Source organism: Legionella longbeachae (genome assembly GCF_004283175.1).
Classification (GTDB): Bacteria; Pseudomonadota; Gammaproteobacteria; order Legionellales; family Legionellaceae; genus Legionella; species Legionella longbeachae.
This window is the reverse complement of the sequence record NZ_RXNW01000003.1, coordinates 235,539-259,491: the sequence shown is the minus strand read 5'-3', so window position 1 is coordinate 259,491 and position 23,953 is coordinate 235,539. Positions and strand designations below refer to the sequence as shown.

Genomic DNA, 23,953 nt, shown 5'->3' with positions numbered 1-23,953 from the left:
GTTGCTCTTATTCACTCACACAACAAGCGATAGGTTCTAAATCAGAATGAGGCATTTTAGGCAACCATTCATTGGTATAACAAGAATGGATATCAAAAGAATCATTGATAATTCCTAAATGTTTACCAAACCTCCCAACTTTATTCCAATCACGATCCACATTTAATAATGTTCGCGAGAAAAAGGGTAAACTGCGAATAAAAATAGTATGATACATTGGAGTTCTTAATTGTGGCTTTGCACGACATAAAAGCTCATAAGCTTCATCTGGATTTTCTGTAGTAAATGCAGCGCCCCTTTGAGTGGCGTTGAGAAACCCTTGAATTAGCTGGGGTTGAGCTAGCATACGCTCAGGTACAATAAACTGAATCGAGCAAAAGCAGCAGCAACCTAATCCAGCAAGTTGATCCAGACGTAAAAATACAGTTTCACCCCGCAAATGTTCTAATTCAACCCGCTGAAAATTAATAAAACCAATACCGGTATCAATAAGATCGCGACAAATCGCATCAGTTACATTCATTCCAATACGTACTGTTTCATAACTTGAAGTATCAATGCCCGCTAAATTTGCTAAATTATCAATAATAATTTTGCCAAACTCACCAATATAACCCACGCGCTTACCAACAATATCTTGAAACGAATTAATGCCACTGGATTTAAGTGCGATCAATCCGGTAGGCGGTTCATCCAGCAATGTCCCAATTGAAGTTACAGGATAACCCTTCGCGCGAGCAGCCAAAGTATGAATCATTGCCTTAACACCAAAATCCACATGCCCCCTACCCACAATCTCAGTGACATCACTGGGATCACTGGGCTCCAAAATAGCAAGCTTTATGCCTTCTTGTTGGTAGTATCCTAAAGCCTGCGCAATGAAAATTGGAGTGTGATAAGGGTTTGCATACCAATTAAGTAGCAAAGTTGTTCGTGTAGATAAGGCGTTCATACCTTGGCTCCTTGTGTTCGATAATAAGAATTACAGAATGGCAAGGAATATTTGCGGTAAGAAAAACTGAAACGTTTTAGTCTGAAACAAAATACATTTTTGAGAGAGCAAGATCAAACTTAACTCAAGAAGCAAAAAAATGCTTTTTGGACATCAGGCGTTCTTACGCTGGTATGAACCAGATCAAGTTCAACGGGTAATTCTCAGCCGCTTTTACGACACCCCGCGCCATCTATTGGTAGCTATGCTAGCGTGGATAAAAAAGACTGTCAAATATTATGATTGGATAAAATTGATTATTTGCTGTTGCATATATTAAGATCTCTGATTTTATAAGGAATTATCATGATATCTTTCGCACAATTGTTAGGATTTAGACGCTCTAATAGACCAACAATTGCCCAAGATAATCCTGACCCCATTGTTCTGGAAATAATCCCCGACAACTGCGACTTCATCCGCGAGGGAAGTGGGTTAACAACCATTACTGGAGCTGTGGGACACAATGTCAACTTAACTATTCGTGGAAATAGCAGTCTAAGAATTATAGGCAACGTAGGCCATGGCTGCAAAATTTTCAAAGAGGGTAATGGAACTTTGACTTTTGAAGGTGCTGTAGCAAGCGACTTGGAATTAACGCTCTATGGCGGAGGAGATGTAACCTTTACGCAACAACCTGGTGAGGAAGTCATCAGATCAATCAAAAATCGAGGTACTACGGCACGAATCAATTGCGCAGGCATGATTTTACCCCAACCCAGTCAAGGATATAGGCATCACAATTTAGGCATTCCAGTGAGGCAGCCTACACATGAACATTATGAGCAATCAGCACAGATTTTAAATCAGCTTTCATATAACAGAACACCTCCCCCCCCAAACCCGAAAATACAGAGGATTATTATCAGCCGTTCACCCAGAACTACATTGAACATTGTCACACGAGTAAACTTGAAACAATAGCTGTTCAGGAGATAAGCTGAATCTTGATAAAAGGATGGATTGAGTTGCTAATAGCATGATAGTCATCCATCCATTTATCACTCTGTTAACTCGCCTTGAGGGCATTTTAATTCTTGTCATATGTTTCCCCATAGAACCTCGGCCTTTTTGCTTCTCTAAACCCGATCCTCTATATAAATATTGCCAATATTGACTTAATTCTAATCTATTACAATGTCCCTGTTTTTAAAACAACATAAAAATACTTTCTGTTAATTAAGTATATTTATGCAAGCCTTAACATTTAAAAAGAGAAAAGTTTATGAAATTTGGATTTAACGATTTAACTAACGCAATAAAGTATTGTAATTCTGTAACAGATACCACACCCGTTACCTATACTAACATCCCTATGTATCAAGCTGCGATTCAAGCAGCTACACATGTTCTTAACAATTTAAAGACAGACATTAATGAAGAGCAAATTTCTGAACTGAAAGATGCAATTAGACAATTAAAATCAGATCTATATCTGTATTACCGAACTGAACTTAAAAACGCTCCTACACTAGTAAAATCAAATCTAGATCAGTTTTTTAAAAATGAATCCCTACAAGAATATTTAATGGATCATGCAGAAGAAATTATTAAAAATGATCAAGAAATTCAGCAAAAATTCATTCTTAGAAATTTAGGAATTTTTACCAAATTCGATAAGAACGACATTACTCCTGAATTTCATGACATCAAGGCCAAATTTAATTAATGTAAAATTTGTATCATTCTTTCTACTTCGGTATGAAAAAATGTAGGTTGGGTCATTTAGACCCAACAAACTCAATTTCTAAAACCTTTCAATGTTACCTCAATAGGCCTCACAAAATCAGCATCAGGGATTTTCTCTCTAACGCGACCCAAAGCATGCTGCATAGTAATGGAGTGCTTACAAAGTACATTGATAGGCACTTCTCTAGCTTTCTGTTGGCCTGTTGTAGTCATTGTATTGCTGTTTTGACAAATCATCCGCATTAATTTTTGCATTCCAGTGCCATGAATATAATTTATATCAGGATGCGATTCCTCCAACACCTGTAAAATATGTTGGCAACGCCATGCAGCGTGATCATAGGATTGAGCCTGTTCGATTTGTTGTACAAGTAAAGCACGTACCCCATGACTATAACTCAAGAGATGGTTTAACCATGCCACTACCGCTCGCGAGTCACTTAAAGGGTTTATTAATTGCTTCTCATTGCACCATGTAACCCTATCTAAGAGTTGATTCACGAATACATTCATGGTGACATTCACCCATTCGTGTAGAGGGCTTTCAACCCCATAATCTTTTTTTATTTTCATAGCAGTGTCATAAAATGCATCAAACACACGCGTATTTTGGGGAGATTGTACTATTGTGTCGTATAAGTGGAGTAAATCATCAATAACAGAATGCTCAGAGAGTTTTATCTGCTTTTTGATCTCCTTAATAACGGATTGCACATGTTCCATAGGTAAGAGATCATGATGCCATTCGCGTTGTACAAACTGAGTTAATTTTAAATGTTCACGCGCTTTGATACTTAAAGACGAATCATAGGTGTCATGAATACGAGTCCGTTCTAAAATGTTTTCTCTCACTTCTTTGGATACGATTAACTGATAACAGAAAGTGCATTGTAAAAGGAATGCTTTGTGTGACTCATTCAATTCATAGTGGTTGAGAATCTGTTTTTCATTTCCAGGTCTGGATAAGAGCTCCATGAGCACCTCCCTCATACTCTCAGGGAGTTCTGCAACAATATCACTTAATGTAAATTGATTTAGCATCATTTGATATTGCCCCATAAAACTGGAGAATAGGGTTTCTAATCCCCATTGAATATCAAGTGCGTTATTTATCCATGTTTGAATTTTATGCAATCCTTGCTCTTTTTCTCTTAGTTTTGCAAGTGCCGGGCCATTAAAACGGAACTGAGCTATATCTTTTCTTTTAGCATCAGGATTATTCGCATAGTAAACAGCCAAAGCGGTTAAGGCTTTATCCTGCGGTTTTTTTAATTTGTGTTTGTCAATTATTACTTTAATCTTTTCACGAGTCTCTTGCTCAAAATTGGGCATAGTTAAGCATTCATAAAGCGCATAAATTAACACATTATCAATTTGCAAGACGTGCTTATTGATAATACGTTCCAAAACTTTATTGTTCCCAATATCAATCACTGGAACGAATAATTGTTGCCATTCAGAAGCTTCTAATGGAAATGCATTTAACAAAATTTGTTTATAGCGAATTTCTTTTGTGATCCGTCCAGAAAATAATGATGGATGTATTTTTTTAACATGATCCAGTAACCGATTAATTAACTCTTCCTTTGATAGGCTGTGGCCATTCACTGTTGCCATGAGCTGCAACAAATGATCACGGATATCCATAATCGCCTGAACACGTGCTCCGGGCTCATTACTCGGTGCAGAAGAAATAGCCAGGCTATGATCTGCTTTTTGTTGCTGTATGGTTGAAGTAAATAAACTATTATAAAGAGTCCTGGGGATTGAACTTAACGCATGACTTGCACCTAAGCCCGTGCCATAAACAAAACCACCAATGCCAGAACCGATTGCCTTTAATAATTTGTAGCGTTCTTGAGTACTGTATTTTTGATAACCTGCAATATAAGCCTGAGCGAAAGGTTGGGTGATCAGGCTAAAAAAAGTCTTATCGCGGCGGATTAAAGGCAATAAAGCACCCCCGGTTTTGACCATTTTATCTAACCAAGCTTCACGAATTGAGGGCCTTACAATTTGATTTCCATCCAAATCACGATAACCGGAGTAGAAGTTAGTTGCATGACGTCGGCTATAAAAATCTTGGCTTATCACAGGAGATGGCGCTTGATATTTTAAAGCATCATACATAAGCCCCGGTGACACTTTGGGTGAAATATTCGCAGCTGGATTTTTACTTAGATCTGCAAAATACTCTTTGACCTCTTGCAATGCCAATAAGGGTTTAACATGTAATCGCGCTTGCTCTGCTATGGCTTTTGCCATTTCATCACTCGGAGCAGGATAGAAAAAGTCAGTTAATTGCCCCAGATAATCCAACGTATTTTCATAATGTTGTAACCCCATTACATTTTGTAAAGGTTTGAGCGTAGTGAGCTCGCGAATCAGCCGATCACAAGTAGCACGATTTTGAGAAGCAAATGCTTCAGGTGAGCTTGTCAACTCAACAAAATAATAATACAAATCCGCATCTTCTTGGGTTAAGGGATATAAACTGTAGATGAGCTCTTTAAATAAGGAAAAAAATGCTTTATGACAGACTTCTGCCGTTCGTTGAGGGTCATGTAAGATCTTATCAAGTTTTTGCCATTTACGATTTATTTCGAGATTAGCATGAATGGGCAATGGTGGAACTGTTCTATCAATAGGCGGTAAAAATTGTGTTACAATCGTAAAATAATAAGCGCTAAATACAGGACAATAGGTCATTAAACGCGACGATTGGAGCATGCGAATGACAAATGAAGCACAAAGCTCTACCTGTTTAAAATGTTTGTCGAAGTTTTTGGGTATCACCCCTATGAAAGGCACAAAGAAATCTTCTGCTTCACGTATTACCTGGCCATAAAACGCATCCGGTATAAATTCATCTGGCCCGATGGGATTATAAACGAGATGCCCACGCATTCCTGAAGAAGATGATTGTGCATATTGCAATTGCAGAGGCCACAATGGATTAGCGACAGAAAGTGATTGCGCACAGTCGCCAGAACCCGTATCTCTAGGAAATGCCTCTACCACCAATGAGCCAGCTTGTCGGAACATAGGCGTTTGTTTGTAGTCACATTTATTCGTTTTAAAATAGGTACCTTGAGGATCTGGTTGGTAAAAAAAATCAATTTGTTGCATCCCTTCGTCGGTATCATTCACCACATAATGGCGACGATACTTGGTGTAAGCAGTATTTTCAAAATAAGGCGGTTCAGGGAAAAGTCCCGTGACCAAATTATCCACCAAAGCATTATAAAGCGTATTAGAATGTTCTGAGGGTTGTAGTTGAGTCATATACTCAAAACTTGATAGAAGTGCCTGAAATTCATATTTAATCCCAATCGCTGCATTCATACGCGCCTCAGAGGGGCCTTGTCTATGGAGGCTTAAATTTCTGAAATGAAGAGCCCACTCAGGATCATTAAATCTAAATGCATCAACTCCCGCATCATTAGAGTCACTAACAACGCCACCCCAATTGGCACCAATTCCTAAAGCTTCTCCTCGATTAAATTGAAATCGCTGTAAGAAGCGCATTAAATAGCGACCGATTATGGGTAAGTTCTCCGCTCCAATAGTTATGTCTGCCTGCTCACACTGCTCTTGTAAAATGCGAAGAACCATTTCTTCATTTAATGAATTTAATATGGTCTTATGATTGAGAAAAGGGCTAACATAACACTCATAAGAATACGATTTTAAAGTGATAAACTCTAACCCCAAACGTTGTAATACAGTTTGTAACCAATCAAAAAACTCTTCATTAAGGGGTAGATTAATGAGTTGGGACAATTGGCGTCTAATGTTAGATTGCCATTGTACCCACGGTAAGAAATCAGGAATTCTCTTGGCCAATGCATCTGCATGACCACCTGGTTTTAAAGCAAATCCATGAAGTGACAAATAAACACTTCTATCTGCGATACGTCCAGCCTCATTAATCTGATAATCAAAGTTTGCAGTAAAGGGTTGTTCCTGCGCATTCTTGTTTGTGGAAAGATGTTGGGCGATCGGCTTAACCAGTTTTTTTGAAAACGATATTGATTCGACCTGAGCTGGATTATCTGTGTGAGCCACAGGTGACAACAGGTAAGGATAGTTCGGTAAAAACATTTCTATAGGTGCTGTTGACCAGGCGCTCATCGCTTTTAGCAATTGCCATAAGCTATTAATATTACACCCCATGTAATGATTTTTTAAGGCAAGTAAGACGTCTTGATAGGCTTTATCCAGTGCGGATGTATCTAACTCTTTGGCAAGCTCATCAGCATGGTATGCCTCAATGAGTTGATTAAATTTTTTGATCTTACTGTTAATTTCCCTGCTGTGAATAGGGTATTCACCTAAGAAATTGGGCAAGCGATACTTGAAGGGAGCCAAATGATTGCATGGACTTTCTTGTAACTGGGTGATTAATGATAAAGCTTGTTCTAGTGAAGTTTTAGAAGAAGGTTGTACTTTGTATTGCCCTTGCAATTGCTCACAAAGTCGATGAACACAGTCATCATCACTCAACATAGCTAATAAAAAGTAAGCGCGGGTTTGTGTGTTCCGATTTAACTACTCCCGCATCACGTGCGGTAGTTTTGTTCTTAGCATCCTTAGTAAGGCACTACTGCCATCCTGATCATCACTAATATCAAAAGTGTGATAGTTATACATAATTTCGCTCTGTTTTTGATCCATGCTCTACATCGAGAGTTGGAGTTTAGGCTGCGTAAAGCGCTGTCGCTAATCCTCGTATTAAGCCTCCTTTTCTCAAGGTCGCTGCCATTGAGGATAGCGTTACGTCATTCCCTCGAAGTCAGAAATCAATTTCTACAGGGACACTGTGCCATTATCAACATGACTCCCGCTTTCGCGATGAGGACAACAGATTTCTTGATTCAATCACAGCGTTCTTCAGGCATAAAACGCGGGGCATAGGGAATGAGAAACCCACACTCCCTTGACTACTCATCTTTTACATTCTTGGGGTACTGGGTTGATGAACTTCTTCTAACTGGGGCTGCACCAAACCTATATCAACTTGGAACTCCTGTCGGGTAGGAAGTTTTCTTTTAGTAGAGTTATGGCGTGCGAGATCACTCATTTTTATTTGTTTATAATGTTGAAAAAGTTCTTCAAAAACATGTTCATACAATATCTGGGCTTTTGCACTTCGTTGGTCTTGGGGTAACGCATCATATAATGCTTTCAGTAAAGACAAATCATCTTTAGATTTATCTATAAATTTACGCAGTATGCCTTGCGCATCATCTTCATTTGCAAATTGAGCCACAAACCTTAAATCAGGTACAGGCTCATCGCTGTAAGCACCAAATTTTGAGTGATAACTTGATAAAGAAACCCCGCCAAAATTGAGTCGCCTAATCAAACTATCAAGATCCGTCGTCTGAACATTAGGCACCAATAAGCGAATAATGATTTTATAAAATTCTTTCAAACCTTTTTTATGATTAGACTGCTCTTCATCATCTTTTAGAACCACAAGCCCAGCAATCTGTTGATCAATCACATCTTGCAATCTGTTTTGGGCATTTAAAGTAGACTGAGTAGCACTACATTGATCAAGTGTTTTAAAAGCTTCAAGCATATTCATTAAAATGGCACTCGTTCCCGCGCTAGAACCAACACTTGGCTGGCTTAATGTATTTATCAACACACCATTAGGATTGGAAGAATCATTGGTTTCCAACCGCAACGCAATATGCGAGTCTCGATGCAAGCTAATAATTTCCAATATTTTAATAAGCCTTAATGTAGTATCAAGGCCAATTAAACCACCTTGAGCCAAAACTTTAAGTATGTTAGTGACTGTTCCGGCAACAAGATCAGTACTAAACCCTGTGGATTGGGAAGTGTCACTGCTTCTTTTACTGCAATTTTCACTCTCATGTGTTTGTGCGGGATGTAAATGGGCATCAGTAGCGTGAACTTTTTTATGTATCCAATTTACCGAACCATTTAAGCTTGCGGGAGATGCAGAAACAGCACCAGTTGCTAATAATGAGCCCTCTGCAAGATAAAGTGCAGCATAAGCACTGGAAGTCAGTAGGCTTTGTTGTAACGTATGCATTGCAAGATCTCGTTGTTACTGTATCCATGTTATTTTTCAATGCATTATGTAAATCCAGTGCGATTCGCATCAGAGCAATCCCCGTATGCGATAAAGTTAAGCGTAACGCACTTATTGTATGAGTAGCGCTATAATCTTGACCTAAATGACTATCCCACCCAATCTGGTCTGTGGATTGGGCAGACTCCTCTTTGCCAGGCACCTGACTGACTTTTTGTGATATAGCTTGCAGACGATTTTGATCAATTAAGGTCAATGAACAGCAAATGCTTAGCATTTCATCACATAATAGAGCTAAAGTACTTGCCGCCCAATATACCGTTGCAGTGTTACTGGCAACCGATTGGTGTGTTGCTAATAAAGAGCCCTGCTTTTCTGATTTTCCCGACTTTGCTTCTTTTTCAATTTCCGCGATAAAGTTTCGCGTCGATGCTTGAATAACATTTAGCATCTGCGTCATCCCAGGAAGTGTTTCCATCAAGGCTTCATTTTTTTGTGCCTCATTGATTTTGGCTACTGCTTCTTTAGAGGCTTTCGTAGCCAGCGTCACAGGATTGCTAAATAGACTATGCGTCGCTACCAAAGAGGAAACAGCACCGTGTGCAACAGAACTTAGTTGGCTTGCCATATCTTGATTAAGGCCTGGAATAATATTTTGTTGATTTTCCTGTTCAATTCGCTCAAGCACTCCTTTGATAGTCGCTTCAAATCGATCCAAGATCTTGAGATTGGCCATATCCATCGAGCAATTAACTATTCTTGAAGCATGATTTGCTTCATTTTCTTGCGGCGGACTAACAAGCTGGCGTATCGCTTCTGCTAACTCACTCACATGGCTTATCAATACACTTATGGAACGGCTTGAGATTACCTCGCTACCTCTTCCTGCGGCCAAGATTGCAGGTGATCCCCCCAGATTTTCGGCGCAAAGACGCATGATATTAGAAAGAAAACTAAGATTAGAATGTAAACTGTTACTACGGTCTACACCACCGGAGGAGCCTTGAGCTGTTGCCTCAGCAAGGGCTTTTTGCACACGCCCATCGGTGGTTACAATGGCTGTTTTGTTGATGCCTCTTGACGATTCAACAAAAAAAGATAAAACAATTAAACGAAGCAGTGCTGTAGTCCATGGACTGGTAACGCTGTAATCGGACATTAAATCAGCTGCAGGTGCAGTATGAGATAAAGCTGCTTCAAGATCGCGCAACTGCTGTTTTGATGCGTGGCTATCTCCATTTTGTGTTGCTTTAGATACACCACTGCTGGCATGGTAGACATTTTTTTCGTTATCTTTGCTTGCTGATTCATTTCCTGAAAAATGACTAACCGCCTCCCCTTCCCTAAAAATTTGACCAATCAAATCAGTTAGCAATGCTGTAGCGGTTGGGAGGACTGCAGTCGTTGCTACGCTGGCTCCAGCTCCTGTAGATGCTGCAGCGCGAGCATGGGTTTCTGCATGGGAGTTTCCATCTATGTTGATCGCTTTAGCAACCTCATCCATAATGTGAACGCCTTGGTCACCAATTCCTCGAGATACACTACTAATGCTGATAGATGCTCCTTTACCTTTATCATCGAATTTAAATGCTTGTTTGATTGCATCCTGCATTTTGTCAGTAGGAATTTGTACCTGGGATAGGCCATGCCCGGTTTCTTTTACGACCGTTGCAACATCAATAGGCACTTGTGCCAGGTGACCTACTCCACTTAGTAAACCCAATAAAGCATTTCTAACAACAAAAGCTACGGAGTCATTGGTTGCAATGCCCCCTTCTCTTATTTCTTCTATATAAGTTTCTAAAGCACTGTGATCCAGTTTAGGATGATTCTCAAATAAGACTTGTAATGCTCGGAGAATCGAATCACGCTGACCGCTTTTTTCGCACAATACCGCAGAAGCATTATTTGCAGCCAATACAGATTGGGATAAGCCACTACCTACCCCTAACACAGTAGCGCTCGGTATACCTGTAATTGCGGCACCAGTGACAGTAAAACTACGAAAGAAATTATCACGCATGATCAACATCCCTGCTTTTATTAAAGTGGCGCAATGTATATAATCGCTTTTTAATTGTCAATGTGTTTAGAATAGCCTGACAGTCTCATTAATTACGATTATTATTCTGCACATAAAAAACATTATGTTGAATTAAAAATCGTTGGCATAATAAGGGCGTATGTTGCAATAAGTGATGCAAATAAGCTCTGGTAAACTGTTGGCTGCAGGTAGGACAAATACATTTAGCATCAATTGGTTCAAACTGCATTTGTGTGTTTAAATCTGTTAAATCTATAGCTCCAGATTGAGTGTATACCTTTCCTTGTAGTGCGTCTTTTGCGAGTTCATCGGTCTCAACGAACTCGACTCCTTGATGAGTCAGCTCTTGAATATATCCTGGTTCAAAACTTCCTGATATATAGCGCGGTATGTTAGGCCAGCGAGCTAATTGCTCCCAATCCAGTTTACTGTTCTCAGCATTAAAATAAATACCATAGGGCTGGCTTATATTTTGCTTTTCTACATCATTTTGATGAAAAAAAGGAAAAATGGAACCATTCCAATGATCCCAAAACTGTGGAACATTATTCAAGATATTTTTAGGTAGAATAACTGCTTTAGGATTTAAATGTTGAATTAATTCAAGTAAATCAAAAAGTGTAACCTTTATTTTGGAACCATCATAAGGAGATTTAAGTACAACAAGACCTTCCTTATTTACGACAAGCGACATTCCATTGAATATAACAAAACCAGGACAAGCTAAATAATGTCCAATGTCGGTTATTTTCTTTAAAACTTCGATGCCTGGTTTACACAATAAACTTTCCAGGGAATAAGAGGCTGCAGTTACATTTACCTCCTGCCAATTTTTCGAAGTAAGGCATAAACCTGCTTCTGAGGTTAAAATGGGTATATAATTTTGAGTGACGGCAAACATTCCTATTCTCCTGATTTACAGCAATAAACTGGTGTCACCATAGCTAAAAAATCGATACCTCTTCTCAATCGCTTCATGATAAAGTTTCATTGCTTGTTTATGGCCTATAAAAGCTGAAACCAACATAAGTAAAGTCGATTCAGGTAGATGAAAGTTAGTCATTAAACCATCGCAAATTTTAAACTCATATCCCGGATAAATGAAAATATCTGTGTCTCTGCTACAAGGAGTTAAAGCTCCATTTTGTACTGCACTTTCAAGGCTGCGCAAAGCGGTAGTACCTACAGCAATCACCCGATTTCCCGCGGCTTTTGTCGCATGAATCGCGGCGCATAATTCCGCACTAATGGTAAAATGCTCACGATGCATTTTATGATCTTCAATATTATCACAGCGAACCGGTCTAAATGTTCCCGCACCTACGTGCAATGTTACATACCCTACAGAAATACCTCTGGAACGTATATTTGCCAAAACTGCTTCATCAAAATGCAATCCAGCAGTTGGCGCTGCAACTGATCCTGCATGTTTAGCGTAAATTGTTTGATAACGATCTATGTCTAGGGTTTCATCATTTCGCGCAATATATGGAGGAAGAGGAATATGACCTACTCCGTTGAGTAATTCCAATACTTCTATATTGGCCTTACAAACAAATAAATCATCTTGCCTATCAAGAATTTCAATGTGTTTATTTTGCTCCAATTGAATAATAGAACCCGCTTTCAATGCCTTACTCGCTTTAATATGAGCCAGGAAGGTGAACTCTCCTGTAATACGCTCAACTAATAGCTCTACCTTTCCTCCGGTAGTTTTATGGCCATACAATCGTGCCGGAATGACTTTAGAATCATTCATAACCAGCAAATCACCAGATTTTAAAAAATCAGCGATTTCACGAAACTGATGATGGCCATATTCGCCTATCTTACGGTCATAAACCAAAAGCCTTGAATCGCTCCGATTTGCTAGAGGGTATTGGGCAATAAGCTCATGGGGTAAATCAAAATAGAAGTCCTCTTTATTCATAAAACAACCTGAAAACAAATTATCGTCATTATACACTAAAGAATGAATTCAGCACTTAAATAGTGTAGGGCATTCAAGTTAAAATGCCCTCTAATTCTTTATTTAGTTACATCTTAGTTGTGTCTGAGTTGGCATAGGATTGAATCTATTAAACTGCTCTTCTGTTGAAGGATCATAAAATAATGAAGCTTTTTGTATCGGATTTTGGCCTAAGTTTGTATTTTGTGTGTTTTTTAGACCAAGATTTTTCATTTGAGAATGTGACGTTTTTATCTCTTCCAACTCTATTTCCTCTTCTTCTTTTGATTGAGAAAATCTCGAGTTAAAAGTCTGCGCAACCGCCCTAGCCCCCATACCTGCCAATCCTCCAATAAGCAAAAAGGGTGACCATAGAATTGCGCCAATGGATTTTATCGCACCTGTAAAACTCAAACCATCTTCGTTAACAACCTGTGATTTAAACATATGGAACGCATTATGATTATTGATATAGCATTCTTTGGCACTGAAATATAAATAAAGCATTCCGATAGTGCCGTAAACCAAAAGAGCACCTATTCCCAAAGCAGTACTAAAAGCAAGTGTGCTACCCATGACTACTCCTGAGCCAGTAGTTGCACTTACTCCTGCCCCTATTCCTGCACTTATCCCCATTTTTGCCCCAACGAAACCAGCAGCTGTCATGGATGTCGTTGCAAAATGAAATGCCCCCACAGTCAATTTAAGAATTAACGCAATAAGGATGATAGGAGTAACTATCATAGCCCCGATTAATAATGAACCAAAGCCCCAACCAGAAGTATTATAATAATGTCGATGATAGCGACCGTGGTGACTATGATGATGCCTATGAACGTACCCCTGGGTTCCTTTATTTTTTGGCTCATAATGCACTCTAGCGAACACTTTAATCTCCTTTTATTGCTTTCAAATGATTTGAAACCTGGAGTATATGAAAGAAAACTTAAGGTTTTATTAAAAAAATTATTGTTTAGTAAAAGTTGCTTTACAGAGAGCAAAAAGTTGCGTGATTAACAAATAACTCATTGACTTTATAGACATTTATATATTGAAGTTCAATTGCCAACAGGACCCATCCGTTTGCCCGGGATGACGTCTTAATCTATTTGCAGTACCCCCAATTAAAGATTAGAAGAGATCAAATTATAATCAGCAAAACGACACATAAAATCCAAATAATCCAACTAGTAACATAGGGATATTTATACTTTGTAAAGTTTTTCCTTCGTGACTGGATATCAAGAATATGTACTGGAACTACAGAAACCGTTGTGATTACGATAATTAATGCAACTGAGTCTGCACCTTTTTGAAAAGGCATGATACTTATTAGAAAACTCATGACATAAAGTAACGTTTCACGTAAATAAAAAGCAGCCCATAAAAACCAAAAATCAAAAGTATAAATAAGCCAGGAAGCAAGAAATAAAGGTATAAATAGCCTGGCTCCTTTTATCGCGAACAATTTCTTAAAAATTTTAATGAATTCTTCTGAAAAAAAGACCAATATGGAACCCATAAAAACAAGCAATGCTAAAGTCACTAACATTTATGTGTTCCTTTTCTCAACAGCTTCTAGGGTTTCCCAACGTGCATATAGTTGTGCCAATATAGTTTCATTCTCCGCAAGACTTTGATTTATCTTAGTAATTGTCTGCGCATCTTGTTGATAAAATTTAGGATCAGCCATTTGAAGCTGTAAACCAGCTATTACTGCCTCTAAGTGCTCAATTTTCTGTGGTAATTGTGCCAATTCGCGCTGCTCATTAAAACTTAATTTATTTGCAATTGTATTCCGTTTCACAACAGGGGCTTTTGTCATGACTTCGCGCTGCTGTTGTCGTTTATGCATTTTATATTCATCATAGCCCCCAACAAACTCATTGAACTTTCCAGCTTCTTCATAAACGATAACGCTTGTAACGACTTGATTTATAAATGCCCTATCATGACTAATTAATATTAAGGTTCCAGGATAGTTAATCAACATATCCTCAAGGAGTTCTAAAGTTTCAATATCCAAATCATTAGTTGGCTCATCCATCACCAGTAAATTTACTGGTTTTGCAAAAAGTTTAGCTAATAATAATCTATTTCGTTCACCACCTGACAATACAGAAACAGGTTGATTAAATCGTTCCGGTGAAAATAAAAACTCTCTTAAATAACTCGCGACATGTTTTTGTTTACCATTAATAGTTACATAGTCAGCGCCATCACCAACATTGGCCATAACTGTCTGCTCTTCATGTAATTGGCGACGTAATTGATCAAAGTAGGCAACACTTAAGGAAGTTCCCATTTTTATCTGTCCCGAGTCAGGCTGTAATTCTCCCAGTAATAATCGTACCAATGTTGTTTTGCCACAACCATTAGGGCCTATAATTCCAAGCTTGTCGCCACGTGTTAGAAGTAACGAAAAATCGCGTAAAATGGTCTTTTGCCCTAAAGTATAATTGATATGATTCGCCTCTATAACCACCGAACCAGAACGCGTCACATCTAAGGAAAATGCTTTTACCTGCCCCAACTGATTACGACGAACCTTATATTCATCTCGCATTGCTTTTAAGGCACGGACCCTGCCCTCATTTCGGGTGCGTCGTGCTTTAATTCCCGTACGAATCCATACCTCTTCTTCAGCCAGTTTTTTATCAAATAATTCATTTTGTTTTTGTTCACTAAGGCGAATAGATTCGCGCCTGTCAAGATAAGTTTCGTAATTACAATCATGTTGGTATAATTTTCCACGATCAATTTCAACGATACGATTGCTGACTTGATCCAAAAACTCTCTATCATGAGTCACCAATAAAACTGTACCTTTAAACTCTTTTAAGTAGGATTCTAACCACTCAATTGCTTCAATATCTAAATGGTTTGTAGGCTCATCCAAAAGCAGGAGATCAGGAGTGGCAATCAGCGCTGCACCCAGTAGTACACGGCGTTTCATACCTCCAGATAAATTGCTCATACGTTCATTGGTCATTATGCCTAAACGACTCGCCATCGTTTCTATTAGTGGCAATTTATCCCAAGCATGTAAATTATCCATTTGTTGTTGGCATGCCACTAACTTATCCATATCACCTTGTTGGGACAGTTGATAAAACCGGGATAAAACCTCACCTACTTCACCGAGGCTTTTCACTAAAAAATGATAAACCGTGTCATCTTCAGTAATAGGAACTTCCTGGGTTAAACCGGCTACTCGTAGTCCGGAAAGGCGATTAATTTGGCCACTATCAGGAATTAGCCCTCCCTGTAATAATTTGAGAAGAGTCGATTTCCCAGCACCATTTCTCCCTACCAACGCAATGCGATCTTGGGGATGTATTTGCCAGTCCGCTTTATCTAATAATTGGTTACCTGCAATATTAAGGGAAACACCATGAAGAGAAATAATACTCATAAAAATGAACTCTAACTTTTTAAAGTGTAGCCTGGTTCGAATAAATCATAATATAAAGCATAGCATGCCTACGTTATGATGTTATTTGTATCCAGACTACTTTTATTGATTTACTTTGAAGACAAAACCATAATTCCATCCATCTCAACCAATGCACCGCGTGGTAGTGCTGCAACACCGATAGCGGCCCTTGCTGGAAAAGGAGCAGCGAAATATCGACTCATGGCTTCATTAATCAAAGGGAAATGATGTAAATCGGTAAGATAAACATTTAATTTCACCACATGAGCCAAGCTACCACCAGCAGCCTCACATACTGCAGATAAATTTTCTAAAACCTGCGTAATTTGAAGCTTAATATCTTCACTACAGATTTGCATGGTTGTCGGATCAAGTGGTATTTGTCCAGAAAGATAAACTGTATCACCACATTGAATCGCTTGTGAGTAAGTTCCAATAGCCTCTGGAGCCAATTTTGTATGTATCGGTCGCATTAAATCTCCCCTTGTTTTTTTCTATAAAGACGCATAACCACTTTATTGGCTCGCAACCTACGCATAACACGAGCTAAATGCGTCCTGTCAACTACACTAATTGAAAATGTAACCGCATTGTGCCGCCCATCACGAGGATCTACATTGATATTTCCTATGTTTGAGCCTGATTCTGCAATTGCGGTTGCTAAAGCCGCTAATACCCCTCGTTCATTAACAACTTCGACCGTAATATCAACCCAATATTCGCCTTCAACTTTTTCATCCCAGCGTAGCGCCACATACTGTTCTGGGTTGGTACAGGAGTTTTTTAAGGTGACACAATCACTGCTATGCACAATGATTCCCCGTCCCTGTTGAAATTTTCCAACGATATTATCACCTGGAATTGGTTGGCAACATTCACCAAAATGAATAACCATTCCTTCAGTCCCTTTGATAGCCAGAGGATGAGCTTTAATTCCTTTATCTAACTCATTAGAATCTTGGGTCACAATTAATCTTTTGGCGATAACCATTGCCATTTGGTTGCCCACTCCAATGGCATATAACAAATCATCCATAGCTTTATAATGTAAATCACTTAATAAAGCCTGCAGTGACTCGGGAGGAATTTTCGCGTAATCACTGGATAATTCATTTAAAGATTGCTCTAATAAACGTTTTCCTAAACTAATTGATTCGGTATTTTGTTGGCTTTTCAAAAAATGACGGATATTAGAGCGTGCTTTTCCGGTAACCACAAAATTTAACCAGGATGGATTAGGATGTGCGCCTGGCGCAGTAATGATCTCTACCGTTTGACCATTTGATAAAGGGATACTCAGTGGGACTAATTTTCGGTTTACTTTAGCAGCGACACAACTGTTTCCTACTCCCGAATGAACTGAATATGCAAAATCAACAGGAGTGGCTCCTTTAGGTAATTCCATAATGTGTCCTTTTGGAGTAAAAACATATACTTCATCAGGGAATAAATCAATTTTCACATTTTCAATAAATTCTAATGAATTACCAGTACTGCGCTGCATTTCTAATAGGCTTTGCACCCATTCCCTAGCCCGCAGCTGCGCTTCATTCACTTCAAGACCAGAGGACTTATAAATCCAATGAGCTGCTACTCCATTGTCAGCAACTTTATCCATATCACGAGTACGAATCTGCACCTCTAGAGGCACTCCAAAAGGACCAAACAACGTCGTATGCAAGGATTGGTATCCATTCGCCTTGGGAATACCGATGTAATCTTTAAACCGTTGCGGAACTGGTTTATAAGTACAATGTAGCGCACCTAAAATTCGGTAACAGGAATCAATATCTTCAGTAATCACTCGAAACGCAAATACGTCGGTAATCTCCGTAAATGAAGCTTTTTTTTGACGCATCTTTCGGTAAATACTGTATAAGTGCTTCTGCCTGCCAAATACTTGTTCATAAGGAATATTTAACTGAGCCAGCGCAAGCTGCAAATCTCTTTCTATGGTCTGGGTTAACTCACGACGGTTGCCCCGAGACTTTTCTACAGCTGATTTAATGGCCCTATATCGCATAGGGTAGAGCGCTTGAAATCCTAAATCTTCAAGACCTACATAAATTGAATGCATACCCAAACGGTTTGCAATGGGTGCATAAATTTCCAGGGTTTCGATGGCAATGCGTCTGCGTTTCGCATAAGGCATTGCTCCAAGTGTTTTCATATTATGCAAGCGATCAGCTAACTTCACTATAATGACACGAATATCTTTAACCATAGCCAAAACCATCTTGCGGAAATTTTCCGCTTGAGCTTCTGCTTTTGATTCAAATTTAATTTTAGTCAGCTTCGTTACTCCATCTACGAGAGAAGTAACTTCTTCACCAAACTGGCGGGTTAAATCCTCTTTACTCACCGCAGTATCTTCAACTACATCATGGAGCAAGGTGGCCATAATGGTTTGATAATCGAGGCGCATTCGCGCAAGAATTAAAGCAGCGGCTACAGGATGAGTAATATACGGCTCGCCTGAACGACGGGTTTGACCTTGATGCGCTTTTTCAGCGACTAAATAGGCCTGGTAGCATTTTTCTATTTGCGGCTGCTCAAGATAGCATTTTAGCTCTTCATCGAGCTCCTTAAAGTAGCTCACGCAGTACTCCCTAGTATCTAACATGACCTCACCTCTCATTTACAGTATAGGGCATCCCCTCCTTTACTGCATTGCACAAAGAAATAGATTTCTTAATAATTCGCTATCTTGAGTCAAAATGACTTGATTTTCCAGCATCATAGTACAATATACACAAAGTATATGGTTGATAACATGCAGAAAAACAAGTCATTTTAGCCAAGAGAATATAATCGTAAACAGCCTTACTCTTTATCCAAAATTTCAGGAGTAATTAAACCTTCTGCGATTTCACGTAAAGCCACTACAGTAGGCTTATCGTTTTCCCATTCGACCATTGGTTGATCGCCTCGAACAGCAATTTGTCGCGCACGTTTGGTAGCCACCATAACTAGTTCAAATCGATTTGCAACGTGCTCTAAGCAATCTTCAACTGTAACTCGTGCCATATTCTCATTCTCCAGTAGCAAAACTTCTTATTTTACTGTGATGACATCAGGAAAGAAAGCAATTTTGCTTGTTTATTTATCTGTCGCTCGATACGCAAGCGGTTTGCAAGCACAATTGCACCTAATTCCATCGCAGCTCGTTCAAAATTATCGTTAACGATTAAATAATTAAACTCAGAATAATGACTGAGCTCATCCTGTGCTTTTTTCATGCGATCGCTAATTACTTCATCTTTATCCTGACGTCGATTCAGCAACCTTTGTTTCAACTCTTCCAATGAGGGCGGCACAATAAAAATACCCACTGCATCTGGAAAAGAATGCCTGATTTGCTGAGCCCCTTGCCAATCAATATCCAAAACCACATCGATTCCTTCGTTAAGACGTTTGGTAATCTGCTCCATCGAAGTTCCATATAAATGGTTAAAAACTCGAGCATATTCCAAGAATGCGCACTCATTGACCATGCAGATAAATTCTTTTTCATCAACAAAAAAGTAATCTTTTCCATGTTGCTCTCCTGGTCGCATAGGCCGCGTCGTATGTGAGATAGAGACCTCGATACTATCAAGAGTTTCAACCAGTCTTCTTACCAAACTTGTTTTGCCCCCCCCTGAAGGTGCAGCCACTATAAACAAATTACCTAAATAATCACCCACAATTATACTCACTCAATATTTTGAATTTGCTCACGCATTTGCTCAATCAAGACTTTCATCTCAACTGCAATCTGAGTTAAAGCTACAGAATCAGATTTTGAGCTGAGCGTATTCGCCTCCCTGTTTAATTCCTGCATTAAAAAATCAAGTCGTCTTCCAACTATTTTATCGCAATTTAACGCCCGATTCACTTCATTAAGATGAGTTTGTAATCTGTCTAATTCCTCACTGACATCAATACGAGTTAAAATTAAGGCTATTTCTTGCTCTAAGCGTGATTCTTGCACTTCTAGTTGCAGTGTTTGCAAACGTGTTAATAATTTATTTTTGGCCTGCTCTATTTGCTGAGATGCGATAGAGCGCGCCCGCTCAACTTCTCTACCCAAATCACTTAGACGACCTTCCACATGCTCTTTTAGGGCATTGCCTTCAGCGATTCGCATCTGCATTAATTGTTCAATAGAGCTTTTAAATAAGGCAATTGCCTGATCTCCTAAAGAATCAGCATCAGGTGTACTGACTTGAACCACACCAGGCCAAGATAAAACCCGGCTTACGCTCAAATCACTGGTCAAACCGTGAGATACAGATAACTTATCACCCAAATCCACTAATGCATCAACCATACCTCTATTTATAAGCATAGCTTGATTATTAAAACCTGTGTCCTGGAATTTAAGTTGACATTCTAATTTTCCACGAGTTATTTTATCTCGTAATTCATTGCGCAAATGAGGCTCTATAAAGCGAAAAGACTCAGGCAGTCGAAATGAAACATCCAAATACCGATGATTAACTGATTTAATTTCCCAACAAAAATGACCTTCTTCGATCTGTTTTTGCACTCGGGCAAAAGCTGTCATACTTTGTAGCATATTGATACCAATAAATAAACCTTGGGCGAATATACCTCAATTAAAAGGAATTGGACAGAGATAGGCTACTTGAAATTAACAATAAGTTTAAGATGCAACTCAATGAGTAACACGTTATAATCTCGGATTTTAGCGAGGATTATTTCATGCGCCCCAGTAATCGTGAAGCAAACCAATTACGTCCCATTCAATTAACCCGAAACTATACAAAGCATGCTGAAGGCTCTGTCCTGGTTGAGTTTGGACAAACCAAAGTTTTATGTAATGCTTCTGTTACTGAAGGAGTCCCACGCTTTATTAAAGGAAAAAATCAAGGTTGGGTAACAGCAGAATATGGAATGTTGCCACGGGCAACACATAGCCGTACCGAACGTGAAGCAAGCAAAGGAAAACAAGGTGGTAGAACCATGGAGATTCAACGTTTAATAGGACGATCTTTAAGGGCTTGTGTTGATTTAAAATTCTTAGGCGAAAATACAATTACCCTGGATTGCGATGTAATTCAGGCTGATGGTGGCACAAGAACAGCAGCAATTACTGGTTCTTGTGTGGCTATGAGAGATGCTATTAGTTGGATGGTAGAACGGGAAAAAATACGTAGAATGCCTGCTTTTAACTATATAGCAGCCGTTTCTGTTGGGCTGTATCGAGGTCAAGCTGTACTTGATTTGGATTATGCAGAAGATGTACTTGCTGAAACCGATATGAATGTTGTCATGAACGAAGCAGGACATTTTATCGAGATCCAAGGTACTGCAGAAGACCGTCATTTCAATCGAGAAGAGTTAAACAACATGCTTGCATTGGCTGAAATAGGTATTCCCCAATTAATCGAAATTCAGAAAAAAGCATAAAATGTCTTAATGAAGCGAAATATCGCTTCATCCACTAAGTTCTGGATAAGGCGCAGGTGAAGTGAAGGAATGTACAAACGTTCATGTCAGAACCAACCGAGCTTGCAACGATGTATAGAACTTAGTGGATAACTCTAAGAGACCGAAATGGCTATGTATGTATCTGATTTACAGGCCTGCCTCTTGATGAAGGGCTGGATTAGGACGCAAAATAGAAACCGATGTGGCTCTCGAAGCATGATACGCCAACGTTTGCCTGCGAAAATTCGGCGCTCCATCGCTTCAAATTCTTATAGCTATCCTGTTCTTAAAATCAGCCAGAAGGCAGTTTCCCAAATTTCTTAAGTTCCTGTTCGCAAGGAGCCACCGCATCATACTTGTGATGAAAAAATCTTTGTGGTTGTTCTGTTGTTTGTAGCATTGGGTTGGCCTTTACCTTTTCTTGCAGCTTGTCAAAGTCATGACTCATAGTGCTATAAGTAGGAAACAACTTAGTCAGATAGAGTTGAGCGTTATTAACATTGTTTCTTATGAAATCGTTGGCTTTTGTAAATACAATGCTGTCTGGATATTCGTGTTGCATGTGCCATAGTCTTCCCCAGCAAAAGGTTTTTATATAATCATCCGCATTGGTATGATGTAGCGCATTCATGTAATAGTTAATGGCTGAAAGAGCACAGGCTTCAGCATGAGTGTAAGCCTGCACTACGGCGTTTGAATCTTCCTCATAAAAAACAGGGATCAATTCTTGTTGTATCAATGCCGCAGCAACCAGTGCCCAAGGTGTATTTTGGGCTATTAATTCTTTGATAAAGATTGCTTTCTTACGAGCATCAAGTTCAATAGGAAAGTTACTAAAATCTGTATAGAACTTATCCGTAAATGAGTAACCATCTTCTGTTAATGGTTGTTGTATGGCTGTGATCAAGCGTTCTACAACACAATTTTTAGCTGTGCTATTCTCTAACTGAGATAATAGAAAGTCATCAACATTGTAGAGCCGATCATCGAGTTGAATATTATGTATATGAAATGGAAGGGTAATAAAAAAGTCAACTAATTCATTACTGGTTTTATTTACACACTCATTTCCACTCAAATCAAGTGACGACACACTGCCTGGCAAGGCATTAAGAATTTTAGCCAATGTCATGCTATTTATTTTATTTTCACCCAAATTAAGTGAAGTCACTGTGTTTGGTACCGCCTTCATAATTTCAACAATTTGTTCTTCTATTTTATCGCCCAAAAAACTTGCACTCAAATTAAGTGATGTCACATGATTTGGCAGGGCATTGAGGAGTATCACTAATTCCTCGTTTGATTTTTTACTAAAGTTTCTACTCAAATCCATTGAGGCTAATGTTTTTGGTAAGGCATTAAAAATCTCTAACCATTCCGAACTATTTTTATCAGTAAGATTATTGCGTCGCAAATCAATTGAAATTAAGTTTTTCGGTAATTCATTGAAAACAGCGACTAATTCGGTACAGCTTTTTTTACCGAAGTTGTTCCCGCCCAACATAAGAGAGGTAACGCTGTGTGGAATAGATTTGAAAATTTCAATCAATTTTTGGCTTTTTTTCTCACCTAATTGATTCGAACTCAAATTAAGTGAACTTATGTTTTTTGGTAAAGCCTGGAAAATTGCAATTAAATCTTCTTTGGATCTTTTATTAAGATTATTAGAGCTTAAATTTAGTGAAGTTACACTCGTGGGTAAAGCATTAAGTATGTCAATTAATTCTGAGCCCGTTTTGTCACCAAGATCATTGTTACTTAAATCAAGAGTAGCTACTTTTTTTTGCATCGACTTAAAAATAGTGACTAACTGTTCGCTGTTTTTTTTACCAAAGTTATTATGGGTCATCGCTAGCGAAGTAACGTTATTAGGCAAAGCTCTGACCATATTAACTAACTCCGTACTGCTTTTGCTAGCAAGATTATTTCCACCTATATGAAGCATCGTTACGCTATTGGGCAATGCGTTGAAAATAGCGATTAGTCCGCTGTTGTTCATAATGTCAAGTTTATTCCAACGTAAATTAAGGGAAGATAAGCGACCAGGTAGTGCATTGAAGATACTACTTAATTCTGACTCACTTTTGTTGGCGAAGTTATTTCCGCTCAAATCTAAAGAGGTGATTCCGGAGGGCAAAGACTGGAAAAGGGTGATTAACTCCTCCGTCTTTTTGCTGCCAAGATTATTCCAACCCAAAACAAGCCAAGTTATTTCATTAGGAATCTCGTTAATAGCCCGCAGGCTATCTTTTTGTGATAAACCATCCAATTTTAAATTATGGTACATGAATCTTCTCTTGATATTTTAAACACCAGATAGGACATACATTATACATTGG

General features: G+C 38.8%; 18 protein-coding genes and 1 riboswitch. Of the genes, 3 read left to right on the top strand and 15 right to left on the bottom strand.

The features are described 5' to 3' along the window. Positions 1-7 precede the first annotated feature (7 nt). Positions 8-952: an ABC transporter substrate-binding protein gene (locus EKG34_RS04545; RefSeq protein WP_003632422.1), complete on the bottom strand. Its 945-nt coding sequence runs from the start codon at positions 950-952 to the stop codon at positions 8-10. A 143-nt stretch (positions 953-1,095) separates the two neighbouring features. Continuing rightward, positions 1,096-1,188: riboswitch (TPP riboswitch) on the bottom strand. Between the two features lie 109 nt (positions 1,189-1,297). Between EKG34_RS04545 and EKG34_RS04540 the strand changes: the two genes are divergently transcribed. Both EKG34_RS04540 and EKG34_RS04535 read left to right on the top strand, forming a co-directional pair. Further along, entirely contained in the window at positions 1,298-1,915 is a 618-nt protein-coding gene (locus EKG34_RS04540; RefSeq protein WP_003632424.1) for a hypothetical protein, read from the top strand. Between the two features lie 301 nt (positions 1,916-2,216). Then, entirely contained in the window at positions 2,217-2,660 is a 444-nt protein-coding gene (locus EKG34_RS04535; protein WP_003632425.1) for a hypothetical protein, read from the top strand. A 71-nt stretch (positions 2,661-2,731) separates the two neighbouring features. Here EKG34_RS04535 and EKG34_RS04530 read toward each other — a convergent pair whose 3' ends face one another. From EKG34_RS04530 to EKG34_RS04475, 13 genes are all read right to left on the bottom strand, one after another. Beyond that, positions 2,732-7,189, bottom strand: a complete 4,458-nt coding sequence (locus EKG34_RS04530) for a hypothetical protein (RefSeq protein WP_003632426.1) — start codon at positions 7,187-7,189, stop codon at positions 2,732-2,734. Positions 7,190-7,634: 445 nt separating this feature from the next. After that, entirely contained in the window at positions 7,635-8,726 is a 1,092-nt protein-coding gene (locus tag EKG34_RS18950) for a hypothetical protein (protein ID WP_396426635.1), read from the bottom strand. Then, the gene (locus EKG34_RS04525) at positions 8,614-10,773 is read right to left on the bottom strand and encodes a hypothetical protein (RefSeq protein WP_003632429.1); all 2,160 of its coding nucleotides are present in this window, start codon (positions 10,771-10,773) and stop codon (positions 8,614-8,616) included. Before EKG34_RS04525 ends, EKG34_RS18950 begins: the two co-directional genes overlap by 113 nt. An 88-nt stretch (positions 10,774-10,861) precedes the next feature. Further along, the gene (locus tag EKG34_RS04520) at positions 10,862-11,695 is read right to left on the bottom strand and encodes a tRNA-guanine transglycosylase (RefSeq protein ID WP_003632430.1); all 834 of its coding nucleotides are present in this window, start codon (positions 11,693-11,695) and stop codon (positions 10,862-10,864) included. Between the two features lie 15 nt (positions 11,696-11,710). Further along, entirely contained in the window at positions 11,711-12,724 is a 1,014-nt protein-coding gene (gene queA, locus EKG34_RS04515) for a tRNA preQ1(34) S-adenosylmethionine ribosyltransferase-isomerase QueA (protein ID WP_003632431.1), read from the bottom strand. Between the two features lie 102 nt (positions 12,725-12,826). After that, positions 12,827-13,630, bottom strand: coding sequence for a hypothetical protein (locus EKG34_RS04510; protein WP_003632432.1), 804 nt, complete (start codon positions 13,628-13,630; stop codon positions 12,827-12,829). Between the two features lie 253 nt (positions 13,631-13,883). Then, a complete protein-coding gene (locus EKG34_RS04505; RefSeq protein WP_003632435.1) occupies positions 13,884-14,294 on the bottom strand; it encodes a hypothetical protein in 411 nt (136 codons plus the stop codon). Then, positions 14,295-16,157 carry an ATP-binding cassette domain-containing protein gene (locus EKG34_RS04500; protein ID WP_003632436.1) on the bottom strand — a complete coding sequence of 621 codons (1,863 nt, stop codon included), beginning with the start codon at positions 16,155-16,157 and terminating at the stop codon, positions 14,295-14,297. It abuts the gene before it with no gap. A gap of 110 nt (positions 16,158-16,267) precedes the next feature. After that, complete coding sequence (locus EKG34_RS04495) at positions 16,268-16,651, bottom strand: Rid family detoxifying hydrolase (RefSeq protein ID WP_012978927.1); 384 nt, start codon at positions 16,649-16,651, stop codon at positions 16,268-16,270. Next, positions 16,651-18,777: a bifunctional GTP diphosphokinase/guanosine-3',5'-bis pyrophosphate 3'-pyrophosphohydrolase gene (gene spoT / locus EKG34_RS04490; RefSeq protein ID WP_003632438.1), complete on the bottom strand. Its 2,127-nt coding sequence runs from the start codon at positions 18,775-18,777 to the stop codon at positions 16,651-16,653. Before spoT ends, EKG34_RS04495 begins: the two co-directional genes overlap by 1 nt. Positions 18,778-19,001: 224 nt before the next feature. Then, positions 19,002-19,205, bottom strand: coding sequence for a DNA-directed RNA polymerase subunit omega (gene rpoZ, locus EKG34_RS04485; RefSeq protein WP_003632439.1), 204 nt, complete (start codon positions 19,203-19,205; stop codon positions 19,002-19,004). Between the two features lie 32 nt (positions 19,206-19,237). Continuing rightward, the gene (gene gmk, locus EKG34_RS04480; protein ID WP_085956286.1) at positions 19,238-19,867 is read right to left on the bottom strand and encodes a guanylate kinase; all 630 of its coding nucleotides are present in this window, start codon (positions 19,865-19,867) and stop codon (positions 19,238-19,240) included. Between the two features lie 5 nt (positions 19,868-19,872). Next, positions 19,873-20,739, bottom strand: a complete 867-nt coding sequence (locus EKG34_RS04475; RefSeq protein WP_003632441.1) for a YicC/YloC family endoribonuclease — start codon at positions 20,737-20,739, stop codon at positions 19,873-19,875. Positions 20,740-20,885: 146 nt separating this feature from the next. On the opposite strand from EKG34_RS04475, the gene rph reads away from it, so the two are divergent. Then, the gene (gene rph, locus EKG34_RS04470; RefSeq protein WP_003632442.1) at positions 20,886-21,593 is read left to right on the top strand and encodes a ribonuclease PH; all 708 of its coding nucleotides are present in this window, start codon (positions 20,886-20,888) and stop codon (positions 21,591-21,593) included. A gap of 313 nt (positions 21,594-21,906) precedes the next feature. Here the strand turns inward: rph and EKG34_RS04465 are convergent, their stop codons facing one another. After that, complete coding sequence (locus EKG34_RS04465) at positions 21,907-23,901, bottom strand: leucine-rich repeat domain-containing protein (protein ID WP_003632443.1); 1,995 nt, start codon at positions 23,899-23,901, stop codon at positions 21,907-21,909. Positions 23,902-23,953: the final 52 nt, after the last annotated feature.